Genomic DNA, 12,910 nt, shown 5'->3' on the forward strand with positions numbered 1-12,910 from the left:
GCGCCTTGTTTAGACTGGCCGCGTTCTTGTCGGGGTGCCTCGAATCGGAGGCTGAGATCGGATAGTTCCGGATCCCGTTGAACCTGATCAGGTTAACGCCTGCGTAGGGAACAAGATGTCCTCGCCCGCATTCCGGCGAGTTCTTCTCGGCACCGGTCCAAGGTGCGCCTTTCGCTTTCAGGTTCGCTCCGACATCACCCAGGAGCCGAGCCGATGAGCGTCAAACCACAAGAAAAACTCAGTGACAGCGCGCAGGTCGACCAGCAGTCGATCCAGCCCTTCCCGCGTTCGCAGAAAATTTACGTGCAGGGTTCGCGCCCGGACATCCGCGTGCCGATGCGCGAGATCAGCCTGGACGTCACGCCGACCGCCTTCGGCGGCGAGATCAACGCGCCGGTCACCGTCTACGACACCTCCGGCCCCTACACCGACCCCAACGTGACCATCGACGTGCGCCGCGGCCTGGCCGACGTTCGTTCGGCCTGGATCGACGACCGTGGCGACACCGAGCGCCTGCCGGGGCTGTCCTCCGAGTTCGGCCAGCGCCGCCTGAACGACGCCGAACTAAGCGCCATGCGCTTCGCCCACGTGCGCAATCCGCGCCGCGCCAAGGCCGGCAAGAACGTCAGCCAGATGCACTACGCCCGCCAGGGCATCATCACGCCGGAGATGGAGTTCGTCGCCATCCGCGAGAACATGAAGCTCGCCGAGGCGCGCGCCGCCGGGCTGCTCAAGGAACAGCACGGCGGGCAGAGCTTCGGCGCGTCGATTCCCAAGGAAATCACCGCCGAGTTCGTCCGCGAGGAAATCGCCCGCGGCCGCGCGATCATTCCGGCCAACATCAATCACGTGGAGTTGGAGCCGATGATCATCGGCCGCAACTTCCTGGTGAAGATCAACGGCAATATCGGCAACTCGGCCCTCGGCTCCTCGATCGAGGAAGAAGTCGCCAAGCTGACCTGGGGCATCCGCTGGGGCTCGGACACGGTGATGGACCTGTCCACCGGCAAGCACATCCACGAGACCCGCGAGTGGATCATCCGCAACAGCCCGGTGCCGATCGGCACGGTGCCGGTCTACCAGGCACTGGAGAAGGTCGGCGGCGTCGCCGAAGACCTGACCTGGGAGCTGTTCCGCGACACCCTGATCGAGCAGGCCGAGCAGGGCGTCGACTACTTCACCATCCACGCCGGCGTGCTGCTGCGCTACGTGCCGCTGACCGCCAAGCGGGTCACCGGCATCGTCTCGCGCGGCGGCTCGATCATGGCCAAGTGGTGCCTGGCGCATCACCAGGAGAACTTCCTCTACACCCACTTCGCGGAAATCTGCGAAATCATGCAGGCCTACGACGTCAGCTTCTCGCTGGGCGACGGCCTGCGTCCGGGCTCGATCGCCGACGCCAACGACGCCGCGCAGTTCGGCGAGCTGGAGACCCTCGGCGAGTTGACCAAGATCGCCTGGCAGCACGACGTGCAGACCATGATCGAAGGCCCCGGCCACGTGCCGATGCAGCTGATCAAGGAGAACATGGACAAGCAACTGGAGTGCTGCGACGAGGCGCCGTTCTACACCCTCGGCCCGTTGACCACCGACATCGCCCCCGGCTACGACCACATCACCAGCGGCATCGGCGCGGCGATGATCGGCTGGTTCGGCTGCGCCATGCTCTGCTACGTGACGCCCAAGGAGCACCTCGGCCTGCCGAACAAGGATGACGTGAAGACCGGCATCATCACCTACAAGATCGCCGCGCACGCTGCCGACCTCGCCAAGGGCCACCCGGGTGCGCAGATCCGCGACAACGCGCTGAGCAAGGCGCGCTTCGAGTTCCGCTGGGAAGACCAGTTCAACCTCGGTCTCGACCCGGACACCGCGCGCAGCTATCACGACGAGACGCTGCCGAAGGACTCGGCCAAGGTCGCGCACTTCTGCTCGATGTGCGGGCCGAAATTCTGCTCGATGAAGATCACCCAGGAAGTCCGTGATTACGCCAAGGAACACGGCCTGTCAGCGGAGAGCCAAGCCATCGAAGTGGGTTTCAAGCAGCAGGCCGAACGCTTCAAGGACGAAGGTTCGGTGATCTACAAGCAGGTCTGACGATGGCGGTCGCGACGCGCCGGTGATCCGCCGGCGCGTTGCCCCCCCCACCTTTACTTCATCAATTCTTCGGATAACCGATCGTGACGACTCCCAGTCCCTACGCCCCCGATGTTGCCGTCCCCGCCGAGCGCCGCGTGTTTGGCGCCCGCGACCTGTTCTCCCTGTGGTTCTCCTTCGGCATCGGCCTGATGGTCCTGCAGCTCGGTGCGCTGCTGGCGCCGGGCCTGGGCATGAGCGCGGCGCTGCTGGCGATTCTGTGCGGCACCCTGGTCGGCGTGCTGCTGCTCGGCGCTGTGGCGGTGATCGGCAGTGACACCGGCCTGTCCTCGATGGCCGCGCTCAAACTCAGCCTCGGCTCGCGCGGCGCGGTGCTGCCGGCGCTGCTCAACCTGCTGCAGCTGGTCGGCTGGGGTGCGTTCGAGATCATCGTCATGCGCGATGCCGCCAGCCTGCTGGCCGGCAAGGCGTTCGGCGCGGACAGCGGCTGGACCAGCCCGCTGCTGTGGACGCTGTTCTTCGGCGCGCTGGCGACTTTCCTGGCGGTGACCGGGCCGCTGACCTTCGTGCGTCGCGTGCTGCGCAAGTGGGGCATCTGGCTGCTGCTCGGCGCCTGCGTGTGGCTGACCTGGAACCTGCTGGCCAAGGCCGACCTGGCGGCGCTGTGGGCCAGCCGCGGCGACGGCTCGCTGCCGTTCGCCCTGGGCTTCGACATCGCCATCGCCATGCCGCTGTCCTGGTTGCCGCTGATCGCCGACTACTCGCGGTTCGGCAAGCGCGCCGGCGGGGTGTTTGCCGGCACCGCGGTGGGCTTCTTCCTCGGCAACGTCTGGCTGATGAGCCTCGGCGTGGCCTACACCCTGGCGTTCGCCGGCAGCAGCGCCGAGGCCAATACCCTGCTGCTGGCGCTGGCTGGCGCCGGCCTGGGCATTCCGCTGTTGCTGATCCTGCTTGACGAGTCGGAGAACGCCTTCGCCGACATCCACTCGGCGGCGGTTTCGGTGGGCATCCTGCTGCCGCTCAAGGTCGAGCAGTTGGCCCTGGCCATCGGCCTGCTGTGCACGCTGATCGCCGGCCTGGCGCCGCTCGCCGAGTACCAGAACTTCCTGCTGCTGATCGGCTCGGTGTTCGCCCCGCTGTTCGGCGTGGTGCTGGTCGACCACTTCGTCCTGCGCCGCCGCCGCGCCGAGGCGGCGCCGCGCGTCGCGCTGCGCTGGGACACGCTGCTGGCCTGGGGTTGCGGGGTGGTGCTGTATCACCTGTTGGCGCACTTCGCGCCGCAGATCGGCGCCAGCCTGCCGGCGCTGCTGCTGGCCGGTGGCCTGCAGTTCGCCCTCGGCCGGGCGTTCGGTGCGCAGGCGCTGGCCAAGGCCGGCGCGCTCTAGTCGTTAGGGGTTGAGCGCTGCGCTACCCGGCGCTTGGGTAGCGCCGCCGGGCTCAGCCGCGGCCGGGGAAGTACTGCGGCTTGAGCACGCCGTTGAGCTGCGGGTAGGGAATCTTCAGCTCGGGGTGGCCGCTGGAGTACGGCGCGATGCTGTACACGTCGTACTTGAGCAGCACCGCGCCGCGGGTCAGGGCGACGTTGGCGGTTTCCTGGAACGGCCAGGTCTTCTGGTAGTCGGCGTCCTGGTCGAGCTTCTCCGCCGCCAGCCAGCGGCGATGGGCGTCCTGGGCGAGCTTCCAGAACGCGTCCTCCTGACCGGGCAGCAGCATGTCCTGCAGGCTCAGCGGTTTTTCCAGTTTGCGGTCGTAGTTGATGAAGCGCCGCCCCGGCATGCCGTGCGCGCCGCCGGTCGCCAGGTAGCTGGACAGCTCGAGGATCAACAGCCCATCGTGTTGCTCACGGACCTTGGCCTGCAGGTAGCTGCTCCAGCCCGGCTGTGCTTCGGCGAGGAAGTTGCGCTCGTAGGCCTGCAGCGACGGCGGCAGCGGCGCGCCGGGGCCGTCGACGGTCATTTCCAGCAGGCTGCGCTCGATCAGCGCGTTGAGCGCCGGCTGCTCGGCGAAGCTCAGGGTGTCGATGTTGACCAGCGGGCAGCTCTCGCCCTGACAGCCGGCGGGGCTGTGCTCAAAGGCGATGCGTTGCGGCGTGAGCGAGTTGTCCGCCAGCCGCAGGCTCTGGCAACCGTTGAGCAGGGGCACGGTCAGAATCGTGCAGAGCAGAAGAGGGACGAGGCGCATGGGCTTCCTTGGCGGGTGAGACGAACTGCCTTCGACTGCCGCGGCGGCGTCGAGTTCGCCGCGCGGCACGTGGCGCGGGCGCCTATCGTGGCAGTCCGCGGCAGCGGTTGAAAGAGGCTGCGCCACTCCCGGTGGCGCGCTAGGATGACTGAAAGCAGGGTTCGGCGCGGCCGGACCGGCAGTGGTGGGGGAGAGATGAACGAAACCTTCAAGCCGGATGAGCCGGCGGTGGAAATCCTCGAGCGAGAGCAATGCTTCCGCGGGTTCTACCGGCTCGACCGGTTGCACCTGAGGCATCGCCAGTTCGCCGGCGGCATGGGCCCGACCATCAGTCGCGAGCTGTTCGTGCGCCACGATGCGGTGTGCGTGCTGCCCTACGATCCGCAGCGCGATTGCGTGGTGTTGATCGAACAGTTCCGCGTCGGCGCCATGGCCAAGACCGACAACCCCTGGTTGCTGGAGCTGGTCGCCGGGCTGATCGACAAGGACGAGGAGCCGGAAGAGGTGGCGCATCGCGAGGCGCAGGAAGAGGCCGACCTGGAGCTGACCTCGCTGTGGCCGATCACCCGTTACTTCCCGTCGCCGGGTGGTAGCGACGAGCAGGTGCACCTGTACCTGGCGCGCTGTGACAGCCAGGGCGCCGGCGGCATTCACGGCCTGGCCGAGGAGGGCGAGGACATCCGCGTCCACGTCTGGGCTTTGGAGGATGCCTTGCAAGCGGTCAAGGATGGGCGGATCAACAATGCGGCGAGCATCATTGCGCTGCAGTGGCTGGCGCTCAATCGCGCCGAGGTTCGGGGGCTATGGGTGTAACCCTGCTACGCGAGCGTTATCGCGTCGACCTGGCAGGCCTGCAGGCCGCCTGCGAGGCCAACTATGCGCGGCTGATGCGCCTCCTGCCGGGCATGCGCGGCGCCGAGGGCTCGCGGCGCGTCGCGCTGAGCCAGGGCGAACGCCTGCTCGGTGTGCTGGCCCTGGATGTGCTCGAGGCCTGCCCCTACACCACCACCGTGCAGGTGCGTCAGGAACACAGCCTGCCGTGGCTGCCGGTGCCGCGCCTGGAGGTGCGCGTCTACCACGACGCGCGCATGGCCGAAGTGGTCAGCGCCGAGAACGCCCGCCGCCTGCGCAGCATCTATCCCTATCCCAATACCCTCATGCATCAACCCGACGAGAAGACTCAGCTCAACCTGTTCCTCGGCGAATGGCTGAGCCATTGCCTGGCCTGCGGCCACGAGCTGGAGCCGCTGCTGTAGCCCGCGCCGCACCTGCCGGCCAGACGTCGGGATTGCGCAGAAATCTGCCAGCCGCACGCCTCTAACTGTGACCTGTGTCTAGATCGCGGCTTTCCCTGTGACCGGCCAGCCACCATAATTGCCTGAACCTCGTTCTGGAGCCGCTGCCTTGCCGAGTTCGACGCGATCCGCCGCCGCGCTGCTGGTGCAGCTCACCGACAGTCATCTGTTCGCCGAAGCGGACGGCAAGCTGTTGGGTCTGGCCACCCAGGACAGCCTGCTGCGGGTCATCGAGCGGGTGCGCGAGGAACACAGCGGTATCGATCTGCTGCTGGCCACTGGCGACCTGTCGCAGGACGGCAGCGCCGCCTCCTACCAGCGTTTCCACCAGCTCACCGAAGGCCTAGCCGCGGCGGCGCGCTGGACCCCTGGCAACCACGACGAAGCCGAAGTGATGCACGCGGTGTGTGCCGGCAGCGAGCGCATGCAGCCGGTCCTCGACCTGGGCGCCTGGCGGGTGATCCTCCTCGATTCCGCGGTGCCCGGTGCGGTGCTCGGGCATTTCGACGAAACCCAGCTGCAACTGCTCGAGCGCGCCCTGAGCGAGGCGCCGGAGCGCCATCACCTGATCTGCTTCCACCACCACCCGGTGTCGATCGGTTGCGACTGGATGGACCCGATCGGCCTGCGCAACGCTGACGCGTTGTTCGCCGTGATCGACCGCCACCCGCAGGTGCGCGCACTGCTCTGGGGCCATGTGCATCAGGATTTCGACGAACAGCGCAACGGCGTGCGCCTGCTCGCCTCGCCGTCGACCTGCGTGCAGTTTGCCCCGGGCAGCGAGGAGTTCCAGGTGGGCAGCGAGGCGCCCGGCTACCGCTGGCTGCGCCTGCATGCCGACGGACGCATCGACACCGGGGTGTCGCGGGTCACCGGCATCGATTTCGAGATTGACTACAGCGTCACCGGCTACTGAGCCGCGGGGCGGCTTGCAGGTGCCGGCTCGCTGCCTGTAGCCTCCCGTCCCCATGACCAGCATCCTTTATATCCACGGTTTGAACAGCTCGCCGAGCTCGCTCAAGGCCAGCCAGCTGAGCGCGCTGATGCAGCGCCTCGGGCGCAGCGCCGAGCTGCGCGTGCCGGCCTTGCACCACCATCCGCGCGAGGCGATTGGCCAGCTCGAGGCGGCGATCGGCGAACTCGTCCAGCCGCTGCTGATCGGCAGCTCGCTGGGTGGCTACTACGCCACGCATCTGGCCGCACGCCACGGCCTCAAGGCGCTGCTGATCAATCCGGCGGTCAATCCGCACCGGCTGTTCGACGGTCACCTCGGTCCGCAGACCAACCACTACACCGGTGAGACCTGGCAGCTCACCGACGATCACGTCGCCGCCCTCGCCGAACTGGAGGTGCCGCCTCCGCAGGATCCGGCGCGCTACCAGGTGTGGCTGCAGACCGCCGACGAGACCCTCGACTACCGCCAGGCGCAGGCCTTCTACCGCGGCTGCGCGCTGCGCATCGAGGCCGGCGGCGACCACGGCTTCCAACGGTTCCCCGCGCACTTCCCGGCGCTGCTGGCGTTTGCCGGCATTCCGGCGAGCGAGTGGCGCGAACTCGATTTTTCTTCGTTTGACTGAACAGAGCGCTATGGCCACTTACAACGCAGATGCCATTGAAGTCCTCTCCGGCCTCGACCCGGTGCGCAAGCGCCCGGGCATGTACACCGACACCTCGCGGCCCAACCACCTGGCCCAGGAAGTCATCGACAACAGCGTCGACGAGGCGCTGGCCGGCCACGCGCAAGCGGTGCAGGTGATCCTCCACGAAGACAACTCGCTGGAGGTGATCGACGACGGCCGCGGCATGCCGGTCGATGTTCACCCGGAAGAAGGCATCCCCGGGGTCGAGCTGATCCTCACCAAGCTGCACGCCGGCGGCAAGTTCTCCAACAAGAACTACCAGTTCTCCGGCGGTCTGCACGGCGTCGGCATCTCGGTGGTCAACGCCCTGTCGACCCGCGTGGTGGTCACCGTCAAGCGCGACGCCAGCGAGTACCAGATGAGCTTCGCCGACGGCTTCAAGGCCAGCGACCTAGCCGTGGTCGGCAGCGTCGGCAAGCGCAACACCGGCACCAGCGTGCACTTCTGGCCGGACCCCAAGTACTTCGATTCGCCGAAGTTTTCGGTCAGCCGCCTCAAGCACGTGCTCAAGGCCAAGGCGGTGCTCTGCCCAGGGCTGTCGGTGAGTTTCGAGGACAAGGCCAGCGGCGAGAAGGTCGAGTGGCACTACGAGGACGGCCTGCGCTCGTACCTGGCCGACTCGGTCAGCGAGTTCGCCCGCCTGCCCGAAGAGCCATTCGTCGGCAGCCTGGCCGGCAACAAGGAAGCGGTGGACTGGGCGCTGCTGTGGCTGCCGGAAGGTGGCGAGAGCGTGCAGGAAAGCTACGTCAACCTGATTCCCACCGCGCAGGGCGGCACCCATGTCAACGGCCTGCGCCAGGGCCTGCTGGATGCCATGCGCGAGTTCTGCGAGTTCCGCAACCTGCTGCCGCGCGGCGTCAAGCTGGCGCCCGAGGACGTCTGGGAACGCATCGCCTTCGTGCTGTCGATGAAGATGCAGGAGCCGCAGTTCTCCGGGCAGACCAAGGAGCGCCTGTCCTCGCGCGAGGCGGCAGCGTTCGTCTCCGGGGTGGTCAAGGATGCCTTCAGCCTGTGGCTCAACGCCCACCCGGACACCGGCCTGGCCCTCGCCGAGCTGGCGATCAGCAACGCCGGGCGGCGCCTCAAGGCCGGCAAGAAGGTCGAGCGCAAGAAGATCACCCAGGGCCCGGCGTTGCCGGGCAAGCTGGCCGACTGCGCCGGGCAGGACCCGATGCGCAGCGAACTGTTCCTGGTCGAGGGCGACTCCGCCGGCGGCTCGGCCAAGCAGGCGCGCGACAAGGAATTCCAGGCGATCATGCCGCTGCGCGGCAAGATCCTGAACACCTGGGAAGTCGACGGCAGCGAAGTGCTGGCCAGCCAGGAAGTCCACGACATCGCCGTGGCCATCGGCATCGACCCCGGCTCCAACGACCTCTCGCAGCTGCGCTACGGCAAGATCTGCATCCTCGCCGACGCCGACTCCGACGGTCTGCACATCGCCACCCTGCTGTGCGCGCTGTTCGTCCGCCACTTCCGCCCGCTGGTGGAAGCCGGCCACGTCTACGTGGCCATGCCGCCGCTGTACCGCATCGACCTCGGCAAGGACATCTTCTATGCCCTCGACGACGCCGAGCGTGACGGCATCCTCGAGCGCCTGATCGCCGAGAAGCGCCGCGGCAAACCGCAGGTCACCCGCTTCAAGGGCCTCGGCGAGATGAACCCGCCGCAGCTGCGCGAGACCACCATGGACCCCAACACCCGGCGTCTGGTGCAACTCGGCCTCGACGACTTCGAGGTGACGCGCGAGATGATGGACATGCTGCTGGCGAAGAAACGCGCCGCCGACCGCAAGTCCTGGCTGGAATCCAAAGGCAACCTGGCTGAGGTTCTGGTTTGACCCGTGCCTGGCTCGCGGCACTGCTGTTGATCGCCGGGCCGCTGCGTGCCGATCCGGCCGCGCTGCCGGTGCTCGAGGTGCCAGCGGAACTCAAGCTACAGGCCGAGTACGCGGTCGACGGCATGCCGGCCGGCAACCTGTCCGGTCTGGCCTGGTGCGGCGATGCGCTGTGGGCGGTGTCGGACCGCGAGGACGATCGGCTCTATCGCCTGACTCCGGCGGCAAACGTGCTGCGCGCCGAGGCGGAACGCTTCAGTGCCCCGCCGGTGGTCGACAATGGCCTGCCCTGGGGGCTGCGCACGCGCACCTGGCTGGTCAACCAGTTCCGTGGCGGCGATCTGGATTTCGAAGGACTGAGCTGCGATGCGGCCGGCAACCGCTATCTGGTCAGCGAGGCGCATGTCGCGGTGCTCAAGCTGGCGCCGGCAGCCAACGCCGGTGAGTGGTTGCCGCTGTCGCCCGGGGTGATCCGCCAGGCGCGCGCCAGCGGCATGTTGCTGCACTTCAACGCGCTGCTCGAAGGCATCGCCATCGACCCGCAGGGCGAGCGTCTGTGGCTGGCCGCCGAGCGCGAACGGCGTGGCCTGCTGGTGCTGCACAAGAAGCAGGCGCAGTGGGCCTGTACCGGTGGCTGCGTGCTGCTCAGCGAGGGTGGCAGCCAGCCGGGACCGGCGGGCTATGACCTGCCGGCGCAGCCGCGCGACTTCTCCGACCTGGCGTTCTTCGCCGGCAAGCTGTTCAGCCTCGAGCGCCAGGCCTACCGCATCTGCCGGCGCAAACCGGCGAGCGGCGAGGTCGAGCGCTGCTGGTCGTTCGCCGCAGAGGCGCTGCAGGAGGCGCGGCGCTATGGCAGCCAGGCCTACGGCATGGCCGAGGGCCTGTCGCTGGACGAGAAGGGCGCCTGGATCGGCCTCGACAGCGGCACGCACACCCGCAACGACGGCGAAACACGGCCGATCGTCTGGCGCTTCGCCGCGCCGGCCGGTGGCTGGAGCGCGGCCAAGTGAGCGAGGCGCGCGTCGGTCAGCGTGCCGGCAAGATCATGCTGCTGCTCGCCTGGGGCGCCGGGCTGCTGCTGGCCACGCATTTCTTCGGGGTCTGGGAAGCGCGCCGCGACAACCCCAACCAGCAGCCGCAGTCGGTGCACGGCGATGGCTTCATCGAGGTGCGCCTGGCCAGCGGCCGCGGTGGTCACTACCTGCTCGACGGGCGCATCGACGCCACCGCGGTGACCTTCCTGCTCGACACCGGCGCCACCCAAGTGGCGATTCCCGCCGGTCTGGCCAAGCGCCTCGAGCTCGCGCCTGGCGCGCCGGTCGAGCTGAGCACCGCCAATGGCCGGGTCACCGGCTGGCGCACGCGCCTGAATCAACTGCAACTCGGCGACATCGTGCTGCACGACGTCGCCGCGTTGATCGTGCCGAACATGGACGGCGACCAGGTGCTGCTCGGCATGAGCGCCCTGCGCCAACTCGAATTCACCCAGCGCGACGGCACCCTGGTGCTGCGCCAATCCACACCGCAATGAGGCCCGCATGAGCGATTCCCTCGATTTGAGCCTGGAAGGCGTGGAGCGTCGCTCCCTCGCCGATTTCACCGAGCAGGCTTATCTCAACTACTCCATGTACGTGATCATGGACCGCGCCCTGCCGCATATCGGCGATGGCCTGAAGCCGGTGCAGCGGCGCATCGTCTACGCGATGAGCGAGCTGGGCCTGGATGCCGACGCCAAGCACAAGAAGTCCGCGCGCACCGTCGGTGACGTGCTCGGCAAGTTCCACCCGCACGGCGACAGCGCCTGCTACGAGGCGATGGTGCTGATGGCTCAGCCGTTCAGCTACCGCTACACGCTGGTCGACGGCCAGGGCAACTGGGGTGCGCCGGACGATCCGAAGTCGTTCGCCGCCATGCGCTATACCGAGGCGCGCCTGTCGCGCTATTCCGAGGTGCTGCTCAGCGAGCTGGGCCAGGGTACCGTCGACTGGGTGCCGAACTTCGACGGCACCCTCGACGAGCCGGCGACCCTGCCGGCGCGGTTGCCCAACCTGCTGCTCAACGGCACCACCGGGATCGCCGTGGGCATGGCCACCGACGTGCCGCCGCACAACCTGCGCGAAGTCGCGGCTGCCTGCGTGCGCCTGCTGGACGAGCCGAACGCCACGGTCGAGCAACTCTGCGAGCACGTGCTCGGCCCGGATTACCCGACCGAGGCGGAGGTCATCACCCCGCGCAGCGACCTGCTGAAGATCTACGAAACCGGCCGCGGCTCGGTGCGCATGCGCGCCGTGTACCGCGTCGAGGACGGCGACATCGTGGTCACCGCGCTGCCGCACCAGGTCTCCGGGGCCAAGGTGCTCGAGCAGATCGCCGCGCAGATGCAGGCCAAGAAGCTGCCGATGGTCGCCGACCTGCGCGACGAGTCGGACCACGAGAACCCCTGCCGCATCGTCATCATTCCGCGTTCCAACCGGGTGGATGCCGAGGAGCTGATGCAGCACCTGTTCGCCACCACCGAGCTGGAGTCGAGCTACCGGGTCAACACCAACGTCATCGGCCTGGACGGCAAGCCGCAGGTCAAGGACCTGCGCACCCTGCTCAGCGAATGGTTGGTGTATCGCGTCGGCACCGTGCGTCGGCGCCTACAGTTCCGCCTCGACAAGGTCGAGAAGCGCCTGCACCTGTTGGAAGGTTTGCTCGTCGCGTTCCTCAACCTCGATGAAGTGATCCACATCATCCGCACCGAGGACCAGCCCAAGCCGGTGCTGATGGAGCGCTTCGGGCTCACCGACATCCAGGCCGACTACATCCTCGACACCCGCCTGCGGCAGCTGGCGCGCCTGGAAGAGATGAAGATCCGTGGCGAGCAGGATGAGCTGGCCAAGGAGCGCGCCAAGCTGCTCGCCCTGCTCGGCAGCGAAGCCAAGCTGAAGAAGCTGGTGCGCCAGGAAATCCTCGACGACGCCGAGAAGTATGGCGACAACCGCCGTTCGCCGATCGTCGCCCGCGCCGAGGCCAAGGCACTCTCGGAAACCGAGCTGATGCCCACCGAGCCGGTCACCGTGGTGCTTTCCGAAAAGGGCTGGGTGCGCTGCGCCAAGGGCCACGACATCGACGCCACCGGCCTGTCGTACAAGGCCGGCGACGGCTTCAAGACCGCCGCGCCGGGACGCTCCAACCAGTACGCGGTGTTCATCGATTCGACCGGGCGCAGTTACTCGCTGGCGGCGCATTCGCTGCCGTCCGCGCGTGGCCAGGGCGAGCCGCTGACCGGCCGTCTGCAGCCGCCGCCGGGTGCGGCGTTCGATTGCGTGCTGCTGCCGGAAGACGACGCGCTGTACGTGATCGCCTCCGACGCCGGCTACGGCTTCGTGGTCAAGGGCGAGGACCTGCAGGCCAAGAACAAGGCTGGCAAGGCGCTGCTCAGCCTGCCGGAAGGCGCCAAGGTGGTGGCGCCCAAGCCGCTGGCCAACCGCGACGAGGATTGGCTGGCGGCGGTGACCACCGAGGGTCGCCTGCTGCTGTTCCCGGTGCGCGACCTGCCGCAGCTGGCCAAGGGCAAGGGCAACAAGATCATCGGCATTCCCGGCGATCGGGTCGCCAGTCGCGAGGAATATCTGACCGACCTGGCCGTGCTGCCGGGCGCGGCGACCCTGGTGCTGCAGGCCGGCAAGCGCACCCTGTCGCTCAAGGCGGAAGATCTGGAGCACTACAAGGGCGAGCGAGGCCGGCGTGGCAACAAGCTGCCGCGCGGCTTCCAGCGCGTCGACGGGTTGCGCGTCGAGCTCGCCGGCTAAGCCCGGCGCCGCTCTAAATTCGCCGTCGGGCTGGAGTCAGGCGGCAGATTCACGGATGATACACGT

The 12,910-nt window shown here is 67.8% G+C and carries 11 protein-coding genes and 1 riboswitch; of the genes, 10 read left to right on the plus strand and 1 reads right to left on the minus strand.

Translation table 11 applies throughout. The features are described from left to right. Positions 1 to 20: 20 nt before the first annotated feature. Positions 21 to 127: riboswitch (TPP riboswitch) on the plus strand. 86 nt (positions 128 to 213) lie between these two features. Both thiC and cytX read left to right on the plus strand, forming a co-directional pair. After that, positions 214 to 2,097, plus strand: a complete 1,884-nt coding sequence (gene thiC, locus JQX08_RS10825; protein WP_205348392.1) for a phosphomethylpyrimidine synthase ThiC — start codon at positions 214 to 216, stop codon at positions 2,095 to 2,097. An 83-nt stretch (positions 2,098 to 2,180) separates the two neighbouring features. Continuing rightward, complete coding sequence (cytX, locus tag JQX08_RS10830) at positions 2,181 to 3,482, plus strand: putative hydroxymethylpyrimidine transporter CytX (protein ID WP_430472520.1); 1,302 nt, start codon at positions 2,181 to 2,183, stop codon at positions 3,480 to 3,482. Between the two features lie 52 nt (positions 3,483 to 3,534). Here cytX and JQX08_RS10835 read toward each other — a convergent pair whose 3' ends face one another. Continuing rightward, positions 3,535 to 4,278: an RsiV family protein gene (locus JQX08_RS10835; RefSeq protein WP_205348393.1), complete on the minus strand. Its 744-nt coding sequence runs from the start codon at positions 4,276 to 4,278 to the stop codon at positions 3,535 to 3,537. A gap of 195 nt (positions 4,279 to 4,473) precedes the next feature. Between JQX08_RS10835 and JQX08_RS10840 the strand changes: the two genes are divergently transcribed. From JQX08_RS10840 to parC, 8 genes are all read left to right on the plus strand, one after another. Continuing rightward, complete coding sequence (locus tag JQX08_RS10840; RefSeq protein WP_205348394.1) at positions 4,474 to 5,091, plus strand: NUDIX domain-containing protein; 618 nt, start codon at positions 4,474 to 4,476, stop codon at positions 5,089 to 5,091. Beyond that, entirely contained in the window at positions 5,082 to 5,534 is a 453-nt protein-coding gene (locus JQX08_RS10845) for a DUF1249 domain-containing protein (RefSeq protein WP_205348395.1), read from the plus strand. Before JQX08_RS10840 ends, JQX08_RS10845 begins: the two co-directional genes overlap by 10 nt. A gap of 148 nt (positions 5,535 to 5,682) precedes the next feature. Further along, positions 5,683 to 6,489 (plus strand): 3',5'-cyclic-AMP phosphodiesterase, encoded by an 807-nt coding sequence (gene cpdA, locus JQX08_RS10850; RefSeq protein ID WP_205348396.1) that lies wholly within the window; start codon positions 5,683 to 5,685, stop codon positions 6,487 to 6,489. A gap of 52 nt (positions 6,490 to 6,541) precedes the next feature. Continuing rightward, on the plus strand, positions 6,542 to 7,150 hold the full coding sequence (locus tag JQX08_RS10855; RefSeq protein ID WP_205348397.1) for a YqiA/YcfP family alpha/beta fold hydrolase: 609 nt from the start codon (positions 6,542 to 6,544) through the stop codon (positions 7,148 to 7,150). A 10-nt stretch (positions 7,151 to 7,160) separates the two neighbouring features. Then, a complete protein-coding gene (gene parE, locus JQX08_RS10860; RefSeq protein WP_205348398.1) occupies positions 7,161 to 9,050 on the plus strand; it encodes a DNA topoisomerase IV subunit B in 1,890 nt (629 codons plus the stop codon). Continuing rightward, on the plus strand, positions 9,047 to 10,057 hold the full coding sequence (locus JQX08_RS10865) for an esterase-like activity of phytase family protein (protein ID WP_205348399.1): 1,011 nt from the start codon (positions 9,047 to 9,049) through the stop codon (positions 10,055 to 10,057). The genes parE and JQX08_RS10865 overlap by 4 nt, the downstream gene beginning before the upstream one ends. 35 nt (positions 10,058 to 10,092) lie before the next feature. After that, entirely contained in the window at positions 10,093 to 10,578 is a 486-nt protein-coding gene (locus JQX08_RS10870; RefSeq protein ID WP_205348922.1) for a retropepsin-like aspartic protease family protein, read from the plus strand. 7 nt (positions 10,579 to 10,585) lie between these two features. After that, positions 10,586 to 12,844: a DNA topoisomerase IV subunit A gene (parC, locus tag JQX08_RS10875; protein ID WP_205348400.1), complete on the plus strand. Its 2,259-nt coding sequence runs from the start codon at positions 10,586 to 10,588 to the stop codon at positions 12,842 to 12,844. Positions 12,845 to 12,910 lie beyond the last annotated feature (66 nt).

The organism is Zestomonas insulae, from assembly GCF_016901015.1.
GTDB lineage: Bacteria > Pseudomonadota > Gammaproteobacteria > Pseudomonadales > Pseudomonadaceae > Aquipseudomonas > Aquipseudomonas insulae.